Annotated in this window: 18 protein-coding genes and 1 pseudogene; 9 read left to right on the plus strand and 10 right to left on the minus strand. The window is 54.7% G+C overall.

The window, feature by feature from the left end; all coding sequences use genetic code 11:
* Positions 1-56 precede the first annotated feature (56 nt).
* The 3 genes from ureG (at position 57) to ABRP31_RS24030 (ending at position 2,646) form a co-directional block, all read left to right on the plus strand.
* The gene (gene ureG / locus ABRP31_RS24020; protein ID WP_087269783.1) at positions 57-674 is read left to right on the plus strand and encodes an urease accessory protein UreG; all 618 of its coding nucleotides are present in this window, start codon (positions 57-59) and stop codon (positions 672-674) included.
* Positions 675-699: 25 nt separating this feature from the next.
* Positions 700-1,272, plus strand: coding sequence for a HupE/UreJ family protein (locus tag ABRP31_RS24025; protein WP_087269786.1), 573 nt, complete (start codon positions 700-702; stop codon positions 1,270-1,272).
* A 237-nt stretch (positions 1,273-1,509) separates the two neighbouring features.
* Positions 1,510-2,646 carry an AGE family epimerase/isomerase gene (locus ABRP31_RS24030; protein ID WP_349972492.1) on the plus strand — a complete coding sequence of 379 codons (1,137 nt, stop codon included), beginning with the start codon at positions 1,510-1,512 and terminating at the stop codon, positions 2,644-2,646.
* Positions 2,647-2,815: 169 nt separating this feature from the next.
* Here ABRP31_RS24030 and ABRP31_RS24035 read toward each other — a convergent pair whose 3' ends face one another.
* Together ABRP31_RS24035 and ABRP31_RS24040 are read right to left on the minus strand one after the other, a co-directional pair.
* Positions 2,816-3,580 (minus strand): SDR family oxidoreductase, encoded by a 765-nt coding sequence (locus ABRP31_RS24035; RefSeq protein ID WP_087269792.1) that lies wholly within the window; start codon positions 3,578-3,580, stop codon positions 2,816-2,818.
* 703 nt (positions 3,581-4,283) lie between these two features.
* Complete coding sequence (locus ABRP31_RS24040; protein WP_349971936.1) at positions 4,284-4,763, minus strand: Lrp/AsnC family transcriptional regulator; 480 nt, start codon at positions 4,761-4,763, stop codon at positions 4,284-4,286.
* 242 nt (positions 4,764-5,005) lie between these two features.
* Between ABRP31_RS24040 and ABRP31_RS24045 the strand changes: the two genes are divergently transcribed.
* Positions 5,006-5,473: a transketolase gene (locus ABRP31_RS24045; RefSeq protein WP_349971934.1), complete on the plus strand. Its 468-nt coding sequence runs from the start codon at positions 5,006-5,008 to the stop codon at positions 5,471-5,473.
* Between the two features lie 207 nt (positions 5,474-5,680).
* On the opposite strand, the gene ABRP31_RS24050 is transcribed toward ABRP31_RS24045, so the two are convergent.
* The gene (locus ABRP31_RS24050; RefSeq protein ID WP_087269801.1) at positions 5,681-6,697 is read right to left on the minus strand and encodes a 1-aminocyclopropane-1-carboxylate deaminase; all 1,017 of its coding nucleotides are present in this window, start codon (positions 6,695-6,697) and stop codon (positions 5,681-5,683) included.
* A gap of 194 nt (positions 6,698-6,891) precedes the next feature.
* Here ABRP31_RS24050 and ABRP31_RS24055 point away from each other — a divergent pair, with 194 nt between their 5' ends.
* Positions 6,892-7,371, plus strand: a complete 480-nt coding sequence (locus ABRP31_RS24055; RefSeq protein ID WP_087269804.1) for an Lrp/AsnC family transcriptional regulator — start codon at positions 6,892-6,894, stop codon at positions 7,369-7,371.
* A 293-nt stretch (positions 7,372-7,664) separates the two neighbouring features.
* On the opposite strand, the pseudogene ABRP31_RS24060 reads toward ABRP31_RS24055, so the two are convergent.
* Positions 7,665-7,847, minus strand: a pseudogene (locus tag ABRP31_RS24060) (ABC transporter ATP-binding protein); the annotation flags it as partial.
* Positions 7,848-8,039: 192 nt separating this feature from the next.
* On the opposite strand from ABRP31_RS24060, the gene ABRP31_RS24065 reads away from it, so the two are divergent.
* The 3 genes from ABRP31_RS24065 to ABRP31_RS24075 are packed head-to-tail and all read left to right on the plus strand — an operon-like array spanning position 8,040 to position 10,349.
* Positions 8,040-8,642, plus strand: a complete 603-nt coding sequence (locus ABRP31_RS24065) for a hypothetical protein (protein ID WP_349971933.1) — start codon at positions 8,040-8,042, stop codon at positions 8,640-8,642.
* Between the two features lie 3 nt (positions 8,643-8,645).
* A complete protein-coding gene (locus ABRP31_RS24070) occupies positions 8,646-9,359 on the plus strand; it encodes a hypothetical protein (protein ID WP_349971932.1) in 714 nt (237 codons plus the stop codon).
* A 6-nt stretch (positions 9,360-9,365) separates the two neighbouring features.
* A complete protein-coding gene (locus ABRP31_RS24075) occupies positions 9,366-10,349 on the plus strand; it encodes a nucleotide kinase domain-containing protein (RefSeq protein ID WP_349971931.1) in 984 nt (327 codons plus the stop codon).
* A gap of 355 nt (positions 10,350-10,704) precedes the next feature.
* On the opposite strand, the gene ABRP31_RS24080 is transcribed toward ABRP31_RS24075, so the two are convergent.
* The 6 genes from ABRP31_RS24080 to ABRP31_RS24105 all read right to left on the minus strand — a co-directional run bounded on the left by ABRP31_RS24080 (position 10,705) and on the right by ABRP31_RS24105 (position 17,768).
* Positions 10,705-11,421, minus strand: a complete 717-nt coding sequence (locus tag ABRP31_RS24080; protein ID WP_349971930.1) for an ABC transporter ATP-binding protein — start codon at positions 11,419-11,421, stop codon at positions 10,705-10,707.
* A complete protein-coding gene (locus tag ABRP31_RS24085) occupies positions 11,418-12,293 on the minus strand; it encodes an ATP-binding cassette domain-containing protein (protein WP_349971929.1) in 876 nt (291 codons plus the stop codon). The genes ABRP31_RS24080 and ABRP31_RS24085 overlap by 4 nt, the downstream gene beginning before the upstream one ends.
* Positions 12,290-13,570 carry a high-affinity branched-chain amino acid ABC transporter permease LivM gene (livM, locus tag ABRP31_RS24090; protein WP_349971928.1) on the minus strand — a complete coding sequence of 427 codons (1,281 nt, stop codon included), beginning with the start codon at positions 13,568-13,570 and terminating at the stop codon, positions 12,290-12,292. Before livM ends, ABRP31_RS24085 begins: the two co-directional genes overlap by 4 nt.
* A gap of 2 nt (positions 13,571-13,572) precedes the next feature.
* Positions 13,573-14,487, minus strand: a complete 915-nt coding sequence (locus ABRP31_RS24095) for a branched-chain amino acid ABC transporter permease LivH (RefSeq protein ID WP_349971927.1) — start codon at positions 14,485-14,487, stop codon at positions 13,573-13,575.
* Positions 14,488-14,659: 172 nt separating this feature from the next.
* A complete protein-coding gene (locus tag ABRP31_RS24100) occupies positions 14,660-15,793 on the minus strand; it encodes a branched-chain amino acid ABC transporter substrate-binding protein (RefSeq protein WP_349971926.1) in 1,134 nt (377 codons plus the stop codon).
* A 484-nt stretch (positions 15,794-16,277) separates the two neighbouring features.
* Positions 16,278-17,768, minus strand: coding sequence for an aldehyde dehydrogenase family protein (locus tag ABRP31_RS24105; protein ID WP_349971925.1), 1,491 nt, complete (start codon positions 17,766-17,768; stop codon positions 16,278-16,280).
* Positions 17,769-17,918: 150 nt separating this feature from the next.
* Between ABRP31_RS24105 and ABRP31_RS24110 the strand changes: the two genes are divergently transcribed.
* Entirely contained in the window at positions 17,919-18,815 is an 897-nt protein-coding gene (locus tag ABRP31_RS24110) for a LysR family transcriptional regulator (RefSeq protein ID WP_349971924.1), read from the plus strand.
* The last annotated feature ends 13 nt before the right edge of the window (positions 18,816-18,828 follow it).

The following is an 18,828-nucleotide window of genomic DNA, read 5'->3' on the forward strand; positions in this document are numbered from 1 at the left end:
TTATGCATAACTGATGACTAACAGAGCTTGAGAACCAGAGCTCAATGGAGAACTCAATGAACAGCCAACCTCTGCGTGTCGGCATCGGTGGCCCGGTCGGGTCAGGCAAAACAGCGCTGACGCTGGCCCTGTGTCTGGCCCTGCGCGAGCGCTACAACCTGGCGGTGGTCACCAACGATATTTACACCCGCGAAGACGCTGATTTTCTGGTGCGCAATGAAGCCCTGGCACCTGAGCGAATCATTGGTGTGGAAACCGGCGGTTGCCCGCACACGGCGATTCGCGAAGACGCATCAATCAACCTCGAAGCCGTCGACCAGTTGAACCGCCGCTTCGAAGGGCTGGACCTGATCATTGTCGAGTCCGGCGGTGACAACCTTTCAGCCACCTTCAGCCCGGAACTCTCCGATCTGACCATCTACGTGATCGACGTTTCGGCGGGCGACAAGCTGCCCCGCAAAGGCGGACCGGGCATCTGCAAATCCGACCTGCTGGTGATCAACAAGATCGACCTGGCACCACTGGTGGGCGCGTCTCTGGAAATGATGGATCGCGACACTAAAAAGATGCGCGGCGAAAAGCCGTTCGTGTTCAGTAATCAGAAAACCGGCCAGGGTCTGGAACAGATCATCGCCTTCATCGAACGCCAGGGTCTGTTGACCGAAGCGGCATGATTTCACTCCCTCAAGGAAGCTTTGCATGAACTACAAACAAGTCTTCGGCACCCTGGCTCTGCTGCTGGTCCCAGCGCTGGCCTTCGCTCACCCAGGGCATGGCGACAACGGCCTCGTAGCGGGTATCAGCCACCCGATTGGTGGTCTGGATCACTTGTTGGCCATGTTGGCCGTCGGCCTGTGGGCCGCTCAACAAAAAGGCGCTGCGCGCTGGGCGCTGCCTTGCACCTTCGTCGGCACCATGCTGATCGGCGGTCTGCTGGGTTTCGAAGGCCTGAACCTGCCTGCGCTGGAAAGCGGTATTGCCGCGTCGGTGCTGGCCTTGGGTCTGGCCGTAGCACTGGCGATTCGTCCACCACTGTTCATGGCTGTGGGCGCGACTGCGCTGTTCGCCTTGTTCCATGGCGTGGCACACGGTCTTGAACTGCCAGACATGTCCAGCCCGGCGGCTTATGCCATCGGCTTCGTGGTCGCCACTGCCGCCCTGCACGCTGCCGGTTATGCCGTCGTGCGCTACCTGCCGACTGCGGCTGCGCCGTTGGTGCGTATTGCCGGGGCTGCCTCGGCCGCTGCGGGCGTTTGGTTACTGGCTGCCTGACACCGCACGGTCTTGCATCAACACAAAACCCTGTGGGAGCAGAGCTTGCTCGCGATAAGGCTGGACGCGATCTAAAGTGAATAGCGTTCAGCCTTATCGCGAGCAAGCTCTGCTCCCACAAGTAAATAGCGCTCAAACTGAATAAATTGTCTGCGTTCCAGTACGAGGGCAAACGCGCTCACGCTGATACGAACTGCTACCATGTCGCGCAATTCGCCCCTGCCGTGACGCCTGCCGATGCCAGATGTTTCCAGCTCCGCCCCTCAGCCTGACCTGAACGCCGTTTTCGCCAACGTCCAGGCGCACTTCCTGCAAACCATTGTGCCGGTCTGGCTTGGCCCTGGCTGGAATGCACAACTCGCGTTGCCGTATGAGGCGGTCGATGCTGCGCATCAGCCTCTGCCACGGCAGCGTTATCGGGCCATGGCCTGTGCACGGCAGTTGTTTGTATTTTCCAGCCTGATCGATCACCCGGCAGTGCCTGAAGCGGCCACTCGTGCAGCAGCGCTGTTTCGCTCACTGCAACGGCACTTCCATGATGCCGAGCACGGCGGCTGGTTCTACAGCATCGATCCGCAAGGCGCGCCGCTGGATCGACGCAAGGATCTCTACACCCACGCCTTCATCATCTTTGCCTGTGCACACTACTGGGCCAAGGTTCGCGAACCCTTGGTCGAGTCGGTGCTGAACGCGGCACTGGATGTCGTTGCAGAGCAATTTGCCGATGGCGACGGGCTCTATGAAGCAGTGCTTGGCGAAGACTGGGCAACGCTGGGCAGCGGCCCGCTGCAAAACCCGCTGATGCACTTGGCAGAAGCGTTACTGACCACTGTTGAAGTACGTAACGACGAGGCGACACTGGCGACGCTGAACGAGCTGGCAGCAGCCATGCAGCGGCGCTTTGTGGACAAAGAACACGGAGTGATGCTGGAAAAACCACTGGACGCTGTGGACAACTGGTACGAGCCAGGCCATCAGTTCGAATGGTATTTCCTGCTGGAGTCGTCACCGCACCTGCGTGGTAGCGAGCTGCATCAGTCGCTGTGCACGGCGTTTGCCCATGCCGAAGCTCAAGGGGTGAACCCGCAGACAGGCGCCGTGGCGGCGGCTTTAACCAGCGATGGGCATATTCAGGATGGCACCCAGCGCATCTGGGCACAGGCCGAATACTTGCGGGCACTCACCTTGCGGCACGACAGCAACGCCGTGCTGGGTAAACAGTTGTTGGCACTGCAAACACGATTCCTGCACGCCAGCGGCTGGAACGAGTGCCTGGACGCTAACGGTCAGGTCAGCCGCAGCGACATGCCGTCGACTACGCCTTATCACCTGGCGACGTGTTACATCGGGTTGGCGGAGTATTTCAGAGGCTGAGCTCACCTGGTCCCCCGACCCAACGCTGTCGTGAAGCCAGCATCGGGTCTGTAGGAGCTCACCGAGGTTACGAGGCCAGCGATGGCGGGGTATCAGACAAACCGCCATCGCTGGCCTCGTAACCTCGGTGAGCGCCTACAGGACTGGGTTCAATCTGGCAGGCTGCCTATCAACCGCGATTCCGATCAACCGCAAAGCCTGCCCAGGTCTGGCTGACCGGCATCAATTCCAGGCTGTTGATGTTGACGTGCGCCGGGGTGTTCATGATCCAGAAGATGGTCTCTGCGATGTCCTGCGGCTGGATCGCTTCTGCGCCTGCATAGGTCGCGTCGTATTTGCTCTGATCACCACCGAAGCGCACCAGCGAGAACTCGCTTTCGCACAGACCCGGCTCAAGGTTGGTGACGCGCACGCCGGTGCCGATCAAATCGTTACGCAGGTTGAGCGAGAACTGACCGACGAATGCTTTGGTGCCGCCGTAAACGTTGCCGCCCGGGTACGGATAGTTACCGGCCACCGACCCCACGTTAACGATACTGGCACCGCGACCGTGAGCGATCAGGCGCGAGAGCAGCAGGCGCGTGCTGTAGACCAGACCTTTAATGTTGGTGTCGATCATGGTGTCCCAGTCATCCAGGCTGCACTGGGGTGCTGGATCAATGCCCAGAGCCAGGCCGGCGTTGTTGATCAAACCCTGAATGGTCGCGAACTCGGCGGGCAGGCTTTCAATAGCTGCTTCCATGGCCGCGCGATCACGCACGTCGAGCACCAGCGTGTGCACTTTGGTCTGCTTGGACAATTCGGCGCTGAGGGCATTGAGACGCTCTTCACGACGACCGGTCAGCACAAGCGACCAGCCCGCTTGTGCGAAGCGGCGGGCACAGGCTTCGCCAAAACCTGAAGTAGCGCCAGTAATGAACACAGTGGAAGTCATTTCATTCTCCTGAAGTACCGCACTTGAGTGCAGCCCGGTTGATAACAATCAATAAACAAGGCCCGCAGAATGCCCGCCCAGACAGGTCACGAGCAAGTCTGTGGATAAAACATTGCATGCACTGTACAAAAAACAACCAGAAACCTCCGGACCAGGCGTAGCATGGCTCAAACGGGGTTTTACCCACGTTATCCACAGCCAGGCCCACAATATCCGTGGGCAACTGTTTTTTGTACAGGCCGCGGTTTACGGGGGCTGAAGGGCCGCGACAAAGGTTTTTTGCTTGACGCCATCATCGCCTCGTGTAAAGCGCCTGAAACATCGGTAACGGGAAAATTCTCCGGCATTGCCCTCAGCCTATGTCCACTGCCGGTTTGCGAACTATTTCCAACGCTTGCCCACAGACTTATCCACAGGGCGGAGGCGCAGAATAACTGTATGAAAAACCAGCCCCCAAGTCGTTGACAAAAGGGCCAGAAGCAGACTGAAAAATCACTGATCAAAGTTTAACCACTAGCCTGCAGGGCACGTAGAACAAGGCCTGCAGCCAAATGCTCCCACGTTATTCACAGGCAGTTCCACAGTAAACCTGAACAAGTCAAAAGCGTGACAAAACAAGCATTTGCAGCGGCTTTATGTCGCGGTTTAGCGGCCCGTCAAAATTGTTTTCCACAATTGGCCAAGCACTGTTCTGCGAAGGACATCAGATCAACAGCAGGCCGTCAGATTTGACCTCGTTCAACACAAAAAAAGTTCGCACCTGACGCACTCCGGGCAGCGCAATAATCTTCGTATTGTGCAGGTGATTGAATGCCGGCAGATCACGGACTCTGATCTTCATGAAGTAATCCACATCGCCCGCGACCAGCCAGCACTCCAGCACCTGCTGCAACTCACGGGCCGCCGCCTCGAAGGTTGCGAAGCTCTCAGGGGTCGACCGATCCAGGACCACGCCGATAAGTACAACAGTGCCTTGCTGCACTGCGTTGGGGTCGATCTGGGCACGCACGCTTTTGATGATGCCGTTTTCGTACAGGCGCTTGGTGTGGTTCCAGCATGCAGTAGTACTGAGCCCGACCTTTTTGGCGAGATCGGCATTGCTGATTCGTCCATCGATCTGCAACGCACGCAGGATCTTGCGCTCTTGCACCGTCATTTCCGGCGTTTGCAGCTGATCTTTCATCGTCCGCTGACCTCCCTTGGCACACTTGAAATAGACGGAGTGAGCAACGCTCATGCGCAAATCGTGCCGGGGCATGAACAAACCCCCATCCAAGGGCGCAAATGATGAATGTTCATCCGCTGAGCCTTTTCAACAGGTACGACGTTCCGATCAGGAGGCCTAAATACGTAGGAAACCCCGTCAGACTTTGAGTAGTTTAGAACTGAGAAAACGTGCCTACTCAAGCCGCCAGGAGCGCTGTCATGCTTGGAATATCGGAGTCTGCAGTCTGGGTGAAAGCGCCCTCCCCGGAAGTCGGGGTGGTGATAGTCACGCGCGCCGGACTACCCGGTTACATCAGCGAACGCCTGCGCAGTGCGATAGATGATTGGGATCAGGTCGCCTACCTGCACGTCAAACAAGCTCATGAGTTTCTTGAGGACTGGCTTCGGGCAGAATCGACCCAGCCCGCACCAAACCTGGACACTCAGTGCCATGCCAGTCAACTGCTGCGCTCGGTATCCAAAGGTTGTTATTTACTGGATATAGAAGAAAGTCTCTCACCCCAACTCACGTGGCTGGGCTCTGTGTGCGGCCACAAATTGCATGTGGTAAGACTTGGGGAGTCGGAGTTATCAACAGCCGCGATGGATCAGCAGGTTGATGAGATTCTGGCGAAGGTCAGCACGTTGGCGAAGAGCATTCTGGAGGAGCGGTTTATTGGGGTTTAATTGGACGCCACACCTAGGTGAGTGCTCGGCTTGGCAATCCAACGACGAGGGCAACTCGGTCTAAAGATGAACGCAGATCCTGTGGGAGCCGGGCTTGCCCGCGATAAGGGCGACTCGGGATTAAGTGAACCGCGTCCAGCCTAATCGCGAGCAAGCTCTGCTCCCACAAAGGAAGCAGCATTCCAATTCAGCTATGGAGCCAACCTATCAACCATTACGGAAGATGAAGCTGTAAGCACTCAACGCAGGCACACCACCCAAGTGGGCGTAGAGTACTTTCGAGCCTTCCGGGAATTCGCCGTTGCGGACCATTTCGATCATGCCGTGCATCGACTTGCCTTCATACACAGGGTCAGTCAGTACGCCTTCGGTTCGAGCGCACAGGCGGATTGCTTCAAGGGTACCTTCGTTCGGCAGACCATATTCCGGATAAGCGAAACGCGTGTCGAGGATGACGTCCTCTTCGGTAATGTCCTGCCCCAGTTCCACGAGCTTCGCGGTGTTTTGTGCGATGCGCAGAACCTGCGCCTTGGTCTTTTCCGGCTTGGCTGACGCATCGATACCAATCACCCGGCGTGCGCGACCATCCGCAGCGAATCCCACCAGCATGCCCGCGTGGGTGCTGCCGGTTACCGAGCAGACCACGATGTAGTCAAACTTGAAGCCCAGCTCTTTCTCCTGCTCGCGGACTTCTTCGGCGAAGCCAACAAAGCCCAGTCCGCCGTAAGGATGTTCGGAACAACCAGCAGGAATCGGGAAAGGCTTGCCGCCGCTTTCCTCAACGTCCGACATGGCTTTTTCCCAACTCGGACGAATGCCAATGTCGAATCCGGCCGCGTCCAGGCGCACATCAGCGCCCATGATTCGCGACATCTCGATGTTGCCGACCCGGTCATACACCGCATCGGAATAGTTGACCCAGTTCTCCTGAACCAGCACGCACTTCATGCCCAGGTGAGCCGCTACGGCAGCCACCTGGCGCGTCTGGTTGGATTGAATACCGCCGATGGACACCAGCGTGTCGCAGCCCTGCTCCAGCGCTTCTGGAATGAGGTACTCAAGCTTGCGGGTTTTGTTACCGCCGAAGGCCAGACCGCTGTTGCAGTCTTCACGCTTGGCATACAGATCGACCTTGCCACCCAAGTGCGCACTGAGTCGCTTGAGAGGCGTGATGGGCGAAGGACCAAACGTCAAAGGGTAGCGCTTGAATTTGCTCAGATTCATAACAGGGCTCCTTGATAGTGAGAGTATCCAGGCACGTTCTGCAGTGCTTGCGATGAACTCAATGTTAAGGAAACGAGCAAAAAAACGGGTTGCAAACTTAAGGCTATTTTCGGTTCTTTATTAACCCGCTGGAGATTTAACTTAATTAAATTGTTAGGATTATCTCAATCACGCAATAAAAGATCACTACCAAAATGACTATCAGCGCAGACGCCAGCAGTACCGACCGAATTGACCGGGCCATCCTCAAAGCCCTGCAAAAAGACGCTTCGATCTCTAACGTCGCGCTGGCGGAAAAGGTCAAGCTCAGTGCCCCGGCCTGCTTGCGACGAGTCGAACGCCTGAAGCAGGCAGGGCTGATCAAGAAGATTGTGGCGGTGCTGGATTACGAAGCGCTGGATGCGGGGATGGTGGTGATCATTGGGGTAGTGCTGGATCGCTCGACGCCGGAGTCATTCTCGGCCTTCGAGACCGCTGCGCAGAAAATCTCGGGCTGTATGGAGCTGCATGTGGTGACGGGGGAATTTGACTACTTGATGATGCTGCGTACTCGCGACAGCCAGAGTTTCAACCGACTGCACGCCGAGCAGTTGCTGTATCTGCCCGGCGTGCGCCAGATTCGCTCGTTCATGGGACTGCGTTCGGTGCTGTCGACAACGATGATTCCGTTGTGAGCTGAGACGGTGCAAAGCCGAAGGGATTAAAATGCGATCTCTCAGGCATCGCACCGCCTTCAAAGGTAGGAGGCAACTTGTTGGCGAGAAAGGCTGACGCGGTTCTTCAGGCATGCCGCCTCGCGAACAAGTTCGCTCCTACCAGGCATTGCGCAGTCTCAGGCCCACCGCGCTCAAAGGTAGGAGGCAACTTGTTGGCGAGGGAGGCTGATGCGGTTTTACAGGCACACAACCTCGCGAACAAGTTCGCTCCTACCCATGTATTGCGTCGTCGCAGGAGTCACGCCAGCCTATTAATGCCCGCCCAGATACGCATTACGCACCTCTTCATTGACCAGCAACTCCTGCCCCGTGCCGCTCAGGCGGATCTCGCCGTTGACCATCACATACGCCCGGTCCGACAGCTTCAGCGCATGGTTGGCGTTTTGCTCGACCAGAAAGATGGTCATGCCGGTCTGCGCTAATTCCCGCAGGGTCGAGGCAAAGCGGTGATCACTGACGTTTGACACGCTTGGTTAGCCAAGGCTTCCAGCACGCTCGACGATGAAATCGGCTAGTCATCGAATTCGTGGGTTGATCAATATTGTGTAGTAGAATGCAGCGCATGGTTTTAATCTATTCTGAAACCTATAATTTTTACACCAGCTTACGGACCCTAGGACTTGACTATGCCACTTTTCAGTCAACTCGAAGAAATGCAGTGGAAGCAGCTGCAGCACGACGAGGCCTATCACAAAGAGATTTGGCTTTTGACAGTCCAGCAGCGCATAACTCATATGACGCTGCACATGTCAAAATATAGCTCAAAGCTGACGATTGCAGCATTCGAACGAGATTCTGAAACATTAAAAAAGACTGCAATTGACGCGCTCATAATCGCCTTTTCGTGCGCTAATATATTTAGCAAATTATTATCAAAATTCGCACTACCCGAATCTTTTTCAAGCCAAGAAAGTATTGACTCAGCGGCTGAGAAAATATTTCATTCATACGATTTTTATAGCAGCGACCCCGACACAAAAATAACGTTAGAAATACTTGGCTGCACGGGAAGAATGTGTAAACTCGTTGAATCATTAGACCACCTTGAAACACTCGAATATCGAGAAGGAATACTTGACAATATAGCAAGTATATTCAAGGCCTTGCTTGCGCTTTGCTATAGCTCCGACATGCGTGACATCCCAGAAAAAATTGCTAACCGGCTTTACGAAGTAGAGAGTAAAAATTACTTTTTTAACAAGTTAGGTAATTATAAAAAGGGATACTGAAGGATGTTTTGGAGTGGAAATAAACTTACTGCTGAATTACGTAACCTGATAGAAACACCTAGCGGGTTTGCTGACCCTAAGAGCGTTGATTGTGCTGCCATATCTCTAACCGTAGGAGATGAGGTATACATCACACCTAACGGCGAGAAAGATCCTAACGTAAAACAGAATCTAACCGACAAAAACCCGCAGTTTGTTATTCCCACTGGCCAATTTGCGTTACTCCTCACAGCTGAAACAGTTAAAGTCCCTGCAACAGCATTAGCACTGATATCTTTCAAAGCTAAATATAAATTCAAAGGATTGATTAACGTATCAGGCTTTCATGTTGACCCTGGATGGAAGGGCAAACTTACCTTCTCGGTCTATAACGCAGGACCAACAAGCATAGTTCTTGAGAAAGGCGCACCATTTGCGCTCATATGGTATGCAGACCTTGATAACTCTGCCAGCAAAGAATACGCAAAAAATATTGATAACCCACCCACGCATCTAGATCATGAAAAAATCTCAAACATGATGGGCGAGGTGTATTCACCATTCAAACTAAAGAAAGAGATCGACGAACTCAAGAAAGAACTACTTACACTTGAAAGTAAAATAGTCACCAGATACTCCACTATTATCTTTGCTGTTTTTACTGCGGTAATTGCTTTTTCGCTCAGAGAAAAAATAATTGCAGCTGGGGCCGAGCTCGGAAAAGCGATAGGCCTATAAATAAAAATGGAAACGATATTTAGAAAAAACTTATCTAAATCAATGGCTTATGATGATTACTGGCGATTCTCCGCTCTTCGCCAACAGCGTTTCATCGATACTTTATACAACATAAAATCAGATCACTCTCCGATACTTAGCGAATACAAATTCACCAACTGCTACAGAGTTCTAGATCGAACATCGCAGTACCTCGTCCGCCAGATCACATCAGACGACAAACAAAGCCCGGCTAATATTTTTTTTAGAACTATTATCTTCAAAGTATTTAATAAAATTGAAACATGGGAAGCATTAGAGAAAGAGCTTGGCCCCTTAACAATTGAAAATTTCAACGAAAAACATTATGCCAACACGCTAACGACCATCAAAAAAAATAAATTAAAAATTTACTCAGCGGCCTACATAATGCCCTCAGGTAAACGGGAGTGGGGCAGCGCCATAAAGCACGAAAACAATTTACGTATGATTCGCCACATGCTCAGCCTTGAAATGCACAATTCAATATGGGATCTAAACCACCTAAAAAGAATATATGAGATGTTCTTAAAAATCCCGAGCATAGGACGTTTTTTAGCATACCAGTATGCAACAGATATCGCATACAGTAGCTTTTCTGACGCTTTAGAATGCCAATTCGTAATGGCGGGGCCCGGTGCAAAAAGAGGGATCATAAAATGTTTCCCTCGGGCAACGGAGGAGGACTTTACGTATATCATTGAAAAAATGGCGGCAGAGCAAGAACATGAGTTTAAAAGGCTTGAATTATCATTTATTCCGATAAAGAACAGACCATTACAACTTATCGACTGCCAAAACATCTTTTGTGAAGTCGACAAATATCTTAGAGTAAAAAGACCTGAGCTAGGAAAGCCCGGCTCGAGGATAAAACAATTATACAAACCTAACACTAAACCAATAGACTATTGCTTACCGAAAAAATGGAATGCAGATTTTAAACTAGGACACCATAATGCAAATTACATTTGAAAACAAACTAAGCTTATTCCAAAAGAAAACAATTGGCCTCTTTATAAGCCTTGCAGTTTTAACGACTATATTTATAACCCTTAAAATGCCTTCAAGGGAAGCTAATTGTTTACAGCCTTCACAATCAGGATCAACGCTTCAGCATTTTATTCAAGAAAATTGCCTGCAAAAAATTGTCGACTCGGTGGTGTTTGTGGAGCAGTTGACCTTCATAATAAAAATATCATGTCTATCTTTCTGCGCTTTTTTATTATTAATCGGGCTAGCACTGCTCCGTCGGTGGGTATTTAAGCCTTGACGGCTCGGCCAATGTAAAGACATTTGAGTTGCCGGCAATTTCCCTCCCGGCAGCTCATCAATGCCCCCCCAGATAAGCGTTACGCACCTCTTCATTAACCAGCAACTCCTGCCCCGTGCCGCTGAGGCGGATCTCGCCGTTGACCATCACATACGCCCGGTCCGACAGCTTCAGCGCGTGGTTCGCGTTTTGCTCGACGAGGAAGATGGTCATGCCGGTAGAGGCCAGTTCACGCAGGGTGGCGAAGATCTGTTTGACGATGATCGGAGCCAGACCCAGGCTCGGCTCATCGAGCAACAGCAACTTCGGGCGACTCATCAAGGCCCGTGCGATAGCGAGCATTTGTTGCTCGCCTCCGGACATGGTCATGGCCCGCTGATTACGTCGCTCCTTGAGACGCGGAAACAGTTCGAACATGCGCTGCATGTCTTCAGCCGAATGTTTGTCGCCAATCGGGATGGTGCCCATCATCAGGTTTTCCTCGACTGACATGTCGGGGAACACCCGGCGTCCTTCCGGCGACTGCGCAATGCCGTTGGACGCGATGTAGTGGGACGACTTCTGGGTGATGTCGGTGCCCTGATAAATGATCTGCCCGGCAGCCGCCCGTGGCTGCCCAAAAATCGACATCAGCAGCGTGGACTTGCCCGCGCCGTTGGAGCCGATCAGGCTGACGGTTTCGCCTTCATTGATGTGCAACGAGACTTTTTTCAGGGCCTGAATCGGCCCGTAAAACACATCGATCTCTTTCATTTCGAGGATCGGCGTACTCATACCAGTTCCTCTTCATCAGCGCCCAGATACGCCGCGATCACTTTCGGATCGTTGCGGATCTGTTCAGGCCCACCAGTGGCAATCACGTTGCCGTGGTCGAGCACCACAATATCGTCGGAAATCCCCATGACCATGCCCATGTCGTGCTCGATCAGCACGATGGTCATATCGTGTTCATCGCGCAGCAGGCGGATCATGCCGCTCAGCGCTTCGGTTTCCTGAGGATTGAGGCCCGCTGCCGGTTCGTCCAGGCAAATCACCTGCGGCCGGGTGCACATGGCGCGGGCGATCTCCAGACGGCGTTGTTGACCGTAGGAAAGCTCACCCGCCAGGCGGTTGGCACAATCAACAAGGTCCACCACTTCCAGCCAGTAGAACGCCGTGTTGATAGCGACTTCCTCGGCCTCGCGATAACCCTTGGTATTGAGGATGCCGGCCAACAGGCTGCGATTGACCCACATGTGCTGCGCCACCAGAAGGTTTTCCAGTACAGACATTTCCTTGAACAGACGAATGTTCTGGAAAGTCCGCGCCAGCCCTGCCCGATTCACCAGATGCGTGCCGCCGAACATCTTGTAGTAGACACGACTGAGGAAGCTTTTCGGCGAGACAAAGTCCGCCCCCTTGAACGGTTCACCCAGCAGCTTGATCACGTTGGTGGTCTTGCCTCGGGTGTGCAATTCGATGCGCCCGCCAGTGGCTTTGTAGAAACCGGTCAGGCAGTTGAAGACCGTAGTCTTGCCTGCGCCATTAGGGCCGATCAGGGCAAAAATGGAATTGCGTCGCACTTGAATGCTGACGTCGCTGAGCGCCTTGATGCCGCCGAAGTGCATCATCAGGTGCTCAACCGAAAGAACGATGTCGTTGCTCATGGCGCAACCCCCTTGCGTGGAGTAACCCCGGTACGTGAAACACGAATCAGCCCGCGCGGCCGCCAGATCATCATCAACACCATGAGTATCCCGAACAGCAACACACGGTATTCCGCAAAGCTGCGCAGTAACTCAGGAGCGACCGTCAACACAAACGCGGCAATGACCACGCCCATGGTCGATCCCATCCCGCCCAGTACCACGATGGCAAGGATCAATGCTGACTCGAAGAAGGTGAACGAGGTCGGGTTGATGAAGCCCTGATAGCTGGCGAAAAACACCCCTGCCAGGCCCGCAGTCGATGCGCCGATAGTGAATGCCGAGAGTTTCACCAGAACGTGGTTCAGGCCCATGGAACGGCAGGCAATCTCGTCTTCTCGCAGCGCTTCCCAGGCACGGCCGATCGGCATGCGGGTCAGACGATGCTTGATGTACAACACCGCCAGGACGACTAGGAACAGCACCGCGTAGATGAAGATGAATTTGAGGTCGGGGTTATAATCGAAACCGAAATACTCATGGATGGGCACCCCGCCGTCTTTGGCGCGACGTCCGAACTCCAGACCGAAGAAAGTCGGCGAAGGAACCGCAACGCCGTTTGGGCCACCGGTGAAAGACAGCCAGTTATTCAGCACCAGCCGGATGATTTCACCAAAGCCCAGCGTGACAATGGCCAGATAATCACCGTGCATGCGCAACACCGGGAAGCCCAGTATGCAACCGGCCAAAGCCGCAGCGATGGCTGCCAACGGCAACGCCGACCAGAAGCCCAGGCCGAGGTATTGATACCCCAGCGCCAGACCATAGGCGCCGATGGCGTAGAACGCCACGTAACCGAGGTCAAGCAAACCGGCCAAGCCAACTACGATGTTCAAGCCAAGGCCGAGCAACACGTAGATCAGCCCCAGAATGACGACCGTCAGCACGTACTTGTCGGCAAACACCGGGAACACCATGGCGATGACGATCATCGCCGGGATGATGAAGCGCAGACGCGACTTGTAATCCGGTGGCAGCACATGAACACCGGAACCCGAGCTCTCAAAGCTCTGGGCAATGCTCAAGCCCTTGGGCGTCTGCATGAACAGGCTTAACAGCAGACGACCGACCATGACAACGCTGACCAGAACGGCAACGCGGGTAGGCTCAAGGTTGAAGCTATAACCGTCGAGCACCACACCAACAATCGGACCAAAGACAATCAGCGCCAATAGACCCGCAATCACGGCATCGATCAGGCTTTGTTTGAAACTGACGGGTTTTATAGGAGCAGACATATTTATACCTTCGCCACGAGTGGGCGACCCAGCAGGCCTTGAGGACGGAAAATCAGGATCAGTACCAACAGGCCGAAGCTGAACACGTCTTTGTAATCTGAGTTGATCAAACCGGAGAACTGCGACTCCGCAACTCCCAGGATCAACCCACCGAGCATCGCGCCCGGCAGCGAACCAATGCCGCCTAGCACCGCAGCCGTGAACGCCTTGATGCCAATGATGAAGCCGGCGTAGAAGTCAAAGGTGCCGTAATTCATGGTGATCAGCACACCGGCCAATGCGGCCATGGCAGCACCGATGATAAACACGTAGGAAATCACTCGATCGGTATTGATGCCCAGAATCGATGCCATCTTGCGATCCTGTTGGGTCGCACGGCACATCCGGCCCAGCTTGGTGTACTTGATGATGTAGGTCAGTACGCCCATGCCGACAAACGCAGCAATCAGGATGAAGATCTTGGTGTAAGTGATCTGCACAAAGCCACTGCCCACTTCAAAGCGCCATGCGCCTTCAAGCAGGGTCGGTACGCCTTGCTGGCGCGCCCCTTGGCTGATTTGCGCGTAGTTTTGCAGGATCAGCGAGATACCAATGGCGCTGATCAGGGGAGCAAGGCGTGTCGAGTTACGCAGTGGTTTGTAAGCCACACGCTCAATGACAAAGCCATACACGCCGGTCACCACAATGGTGAAGATCAGCGTGCCGAGAATGAGGAAAGGGAAAGACTCCAGACCAAAAAATGAAAGGACGGCCAAGCCGATGGCGGCCAGGTACGCGGAGATCATATACACGTCGCCGTGGGCGAAGTTGATCATGCCGATGATGCCGTAGACCATCGTGTAACCGATGGCGATCAAACCGTAGACCGACCCGAGGGTCAGACCGTTGATCATTTGCTGCAGGAAAATACCGTCCATCACGCACGCTCACGAACTTGAAAGGCTGCTGATGCCGGCCCACGGTTCCCTTGTGAGGATCAGAGGACCGTCACCCAGTAGCTGACAGAAGAACTTCGGGGTTCGCGACCTTGCGCCCCCATTACCAAGACGCGCGAGCACCTTGAGGCACCCGCGCGGCTATGCGTTTTGCTTACTTCTGTTTTTCAAGCTGGTGGTATTTACCGTCTTTGTCCCACTGATAAACCACGTAATCGGAAACCTTGAGGTCACCTTTGGAATCCCAGGCTTTCTCGCCCATTACGGTTTTAACGGGGTGAGCTTTGAGCCACTTGCTGGCGTCTTCGCCCTTGTTGGATTTGGCGCCATTGAAGCCAGCGGCCAGGGCCTGGACCGAAGCGTAGGCATACAGTGTGTAGCCTTCGGGCTCGTAGCCGGACTTGCGAAACTCATCCACGATGGCCTTGCTGTCTGGCAGTACGCGTGGGTCAGCGCCGAATGTCATGTACACGCCATCAACGTATTGCGCGCCGCCAGCGGTGGTAACCAGTTCGTCGGTCACGATGCCGTCATCGGACATGAACTTGACGTCTTTCAGACCTTGCTCACGCATCTGACGAACCAGAGGACCGGCTTCCGGGTGCAGGCCGCCGAAGTAGACGACGTCTGCGCCGACAGAGCGGATTTTGGTAACCAGGGCGCTGAAGTCTTTCTCGCCTCGGGTCAGGCCTTCTTCAAGAACCGGTTTCACGCCGCGAGCGGTGAGCTGCTTGGCGGTCGCATCAGCCAGGCCTTTGCCGTAGGTATCTTTGTCGTTGATGACGGCGATTTTCTTGCCTTTCAGGACATCGACAATGTAGTCGCCCGCCACGATACCTTGCTGGTCATCACGACCGCACATGCGGAACATCGCGGTCAGGCCGCGCTCGGTCACCGTCGGGTTGGTAGAGCCTGGGGTAATCGCGATGATGCCTGCTTCGTCATAAACTTCCGATGCGGGGATCGTCGAGGAGGAGCAGAAGTGACCGACAACGCCCGCGACTTTGTCGGACGCTGCCTTGTTGGCGACGGCAACGGCCTGTTTCGGTTCGCAGGCATCGTCATACGACGTCAGTACAATTTTTTCGCCGTTAACGCCGCCAGCTTTGTTGATCGCGTCGGCAGCTGCTTGAGCGCCCTTCATGTATTGCTCACCAAACGATGCGTTGGCGCCAGTCATTGGCCCCGCGACACCGATCTTCAGATCAGCCTGAGCAAACGAAGACACACCGAATGCAGTAGCGACTGCAAGTGCAAGAAAGCCTTTTCTGTAAAACGTCTGCGACATGAGTGGTGCTCCTGAGATTTTTTTGATTAGCACTGCAACTACAGAGTTGCTCTGAGCAAGTGGCGTGCCATTCGTTTTTTATTCTGATGAAACTCATGGATTTGTTGCGTTTGGCCCGGCTAAAGCCTTGCACTACGGCGCATGCAACCCTCTACATCAAGCAATGTGCAACCTTTGAATAAAAAGGTGCAACCACGACTGAAATAGGTAGCAACCTACGCATCAAGCCACGTACAACCCTGCTGTAACAGCATGCGTCACCTAACTGCACACCGTCGGTGCGCTGGCGCTACGGGACGCACCAATTGAGGTTAGTGGAGGATATGAGCTACTGCGGAAAATCGCATCTTTTGGCTGCCCCTATCCTGTAGGAACTCACCGAGATTACGAGGCCAGCGATGGCGATGTGTCAGACATATCGCCATCGCTGGCCTCGTAATCTCGGAGAGCTCCTACAGGGATTGCGTTGTGCCGAAGCCAGGCCTCAATCGAACGTAATGCCCTGCGCCAGCGGCAGTTCCAGCGAGTAGTTCACGGTTGCTGTCTGGCGACGCATGTAAGCGCGCCACGAATCGGAGCCGGACTCACGACCGCCACCGGTTTCTTTCTCACCCCCGAATGCGCCGCCGATTTCAGCACCGCTCGGGCCGATGTTGACGTTTGCGATACCGCAATCGCTGCCCAGCGCCGACATGAACTGCTCAGCCTCGCGCACATCCGTGGTGAAAATGCACGACGACAGACCTTGCGGCACGGCGTTGTTCAAACGCAGCGCTTCGTTGAAATCTTCGTAGCCCACTACGTACAGAATCGGTGCGAAAGTCTCATCGCGCACGACGTCGCTCTGTTCTGGCATCTCAACGATGGCTGGAGACACGTAATAGGCATTGGGGAATTTATCTTCCAGCTGCCGCTTGCCGCCAAACACCTTGCCGCCTTCGCTCGTTGCCTGCTCCAGCGCATCCTGCATGGCTTGATAGCTGTGTTTGTCGATCAGCGGACCGATCAGATTGCCTTCCAGCGGGTGACCAATCCGGATTTTCTCGTAAGCGGTTTTCAGACGCGAAACGATCTCGGCCCTCACCGACTCATGGGCGATCAAACGACGCAAACTCGTGCAACGCTGCCCGGCAGTCCCTACAGCGCTGAACAGGATGGCACGTACGGCGAGATCCAGGTCGGCTGTCGGGCTGAGAATCATGGCGTTGTTACCGCCCAGTTCGAGGATGCTGCGAGCGAAACGCGCGGCGACTTTTGGAGCCACTTCACGCCCCATTCGGGTGCTGCCCGTTGCACTGATCAGAGCCACACGCGGATCATCGACCAGCGCTTCACCGGCATCGCGACCACCAATGACCACCTGTGCCAGATACTTCGGCGCATCGGCGAAGTCAGCCGCAACTTTGTCGAACAGCGCCTGACACGCCAGACCGGTCAACGGCGTTTTCTCCGACGGTTTCCAGATCACCGAGTTGCCGCACACCAGCGCCAACGCGGTATTCCAAGACCAGACCGCGACCGGGAAGTTGAACGCACTGATCACGCCAACAACGCCCAGCGGATGCCAGGTTTCACGCATGTGGTGGCCTGGACGCTCGGAGGCGATGGTCAAGCCGTACAACTGGCGAGACAGGCCGACGGCGAAGTCGCAGATATCGATCATTTCCTGCACTTCACCCAGACCTTCCTGAGTGATCTTGCCAGCCTCCCAGGAAACCAGCTCCCCCAGATCAGCCTTGTGCTTGCGCAGCGCTTCACCGAACAGACGAATCAGCTCGCCGCGACGCGGGGCCGGTACTTTGCGCCAGGCCTGGAACGCAGCGTCGGCACGTGTGACCTGCTGCTCGACTTCGGCAGCGCCTTCCCAACTCACCGCGCCAATTCGGCTGCCGTCGATGGGGGTGTGAACAGGCTGGTCGCCCTTCTGGTAAAGCGCGGGGTCGACACCGAGGCGGGTTAGCAGGTCGGTAAGCATGTTCTCTCCTGATTTCGGGAATGCTGAAATAACGGTAAATCTTCAGGCTCTAGTAATAACTGGCCTTAACGCCATCAACAAACGACCATTAGGCGAGATATCATTCCTTTTATTCATGCTCGCAGTATCAAGATCGGAAAAGGCTAGAACATGCTCAACAGACGCCACCTGCCGTCCATCACAGCGTTGCAATGCTTCGAAGCGGTCACCCGGCATTTGAGCTTCACGCGCGCGGCCGAGGAACTGAACCTCACGCAAAGTGCGGTCAGCAAGCAAGTGGCGCAGCTTGAGGAATTAGTCCAGCACTTACTGTTCCGCCGCGTGCGTCGCCGTTTGCAGTTGACCCCGGCGGGCGCGCTGTACCTGGGCGAAGTGCGCAAGATTCTGAGCCAGATGGAGATGTCCACCCACTTCCTGCGCTCCTATGGCGGCGAAACCGAGGTGCTGCGGGTTTCTACACCCTCGACCTTCGGCGCACGCTGGCTGGTGCCGCGCTTGAAAGGCTGGCGTCTGCGCCATCCGCATATCCATCTGGATGTGGTCAACGAGCAGGAAAACGATGACCTGATTCAAAGCCGCTGCGATTTCACGTTTTACTTCGGCCAGGGCGCACGGCCGGGAGCGGAGAGTATTCGCTTGTTCGGCGAAGAACTGGTGCCCGTCTGCGCACCGAGCGCCCTACCCGCGACGCCGTTTACCGATCCGACGCAATTGGCCGATCTGGTCCTGCTGCAAAACGCCAATCGTCCGCAAGGCTGGCATGACTGGTTCGACAGTCAGGGCTATCACACCGAACACAGCTACCACGGGCCGCGCTTCGAAACGTTCTACATGTGCATTCGGGCTGCACAGGTCGGCTGCGGCGTCGCCCTGCTGCCGCGTTTTCTGGTGGAAGAAGAACTGGCCGACGGCAAGCTGGTCATCCCTTGGCACCACGCTTTGCCGAGCAGCGACGCGTACTACATGGCCTACCCGGAGCATGCGGCTGAAGTGCCGAAGATCAGGGATTTTGCCAAGTGGATGCTGGAGCAGTTGGGGGGAGAATGAGCGTACGAAACCT

The sequence above is a fragment of the Pseudomonas caspiana genome (assembly GCF_040224095.2).
Classification (GTDB): domain Bacteria; phylum Pseudomonadota; class Gammaproteobacteria; order Pseudomonadales; family Pseudomonadaceae; genus Aquipseudomonas; species Aquipseudomonas caspiana.

Bases quoted from the DNA above. Each gene is read 5' to 3' on its own strand.
- ureG (WP_087269783.1), top strand. From the start codon at position 57: ATGAACAGCCAACCTCTGCGTGTCGGCATCGGTGGCCCGGTCGGGTCA.
- ABRP31_RS24025 (WP_087269786.1), top strand. From the start codon at position 700: ATGAACTACAAACAAGTCTTCGGCACCCTGGCTCTGCTGCTGGTCCCA.
- ABRP31_RS24030 (WP_349972492.1), top strand. From the start codon at position 1,510: ATGCCAGATGTTTCCAGCTCCGCCCCTCAGCCTGACCTGAACGCCGTT.
- ABRP31_RS24035 (WP_087269792.1), bottom strand. From the start codon at position 3,580: ATGACTTCCACTGTGTTCATTACTGGCGCTACTTCAGGTTTTGGCGAA.
- ABRP31_RS24040 (WP_349971936.1), bottom strand. From the start codon at position 4,763: ATGAAAGATCAGCTGCAAACGCCGGAAATGACGGTGCAAGAGCGCAAG.
- ABRP31_RS24045 (WP_349971934.1), top strand. From the start codon at position 5,006: ATGCTTGGAATATCGGAGTCTGCAGTCTGGGTGAAAGCGCCCTCCCCG.
- ABRP31_RS24050 (WP_087269801.1), bottom strand. From the start codon at position 6,697: ATGAATCTGAGCAAATTCAAGCGCTACCCTTTGACGTTTGGTCCTTCG.
- ABRP31_RS24055 (WP_087269804.1), top strand. From the start codon at position 6,892: ATGACTATCAGCGCAGACGCCAGCAGTACCGACCGAATTGACCGGGCC.
- ABRP31_RS24065 (WP_349971933.1), top strand. From the start codon at position 8,040: ATGCCACTTTTCAGTCAACTCGAAGAAATGCAGTGGAAGCAGCTGCAG.
- ABRP31_RS24070 (WP_349971932.1), top strand. From the start codon at position 8,646: ATGTTTTGGAGTGGAAATAAACTTACTGCTGAATTACGTAACCTGATA.
- ABRP31_RS24075 (WP_349971931.1), top strand. From the start codon at position 9,366: ATGGAAACGATATTTAGAAAAAACTTATCTAAATCAATGGCTTATGAT.
- ABRP31_RS24080 (WP_349971930.1), bottom strand. From the start codon at position 11,421: ATGAGTACGCCGATCCTCGAAATGAAAGAGATCGATGTGTTTTACGGG.
- ABRP31_RS24085 (WP_349971929.1), bottom strand. From the start codon at position 12,293: ATGAGCAACGACATCGTTCTTTCGGTTGAGCACCTGATGATGCACTTC.
- livM (WP_349971928.1), bottom strand. From the start codon at position 13,570: ATGTCTGCTCCTATAAAACCCGTCAGTTTCAAACAAAGCCTGATCGAT.
- ABRP31_RS24095 (WP_349971927.1), bottom strand. From the start codon at position 14,487: ATGGACGGTATTTTCCTGCAGCAAATGATCAACGGTCTGACCCTCGGG.
- ABRP31_RS24100 (WP_349971926.1), bottom strand. From the start codon at position 15,793: ATGTCGCAGACGTTTTACAGAAAAGGCTTTCTTGCACTTGCAGTCGCT.
- ABRP31_RS24105 (WP_349971925.1), bottom strand. From the start codon at position 17,768: ATGCTTACCGACCTGCTAACCCGCCTCGGTGTCGACCCCGCGCTTTAC.
- ABRP31_RS24110 (WP_349971924.1), top strand. From the start codon at position 17,919: ATGCTCAACAGACGCCACCTGCCGTCCATCACAGCGTTGCAATGCTTC.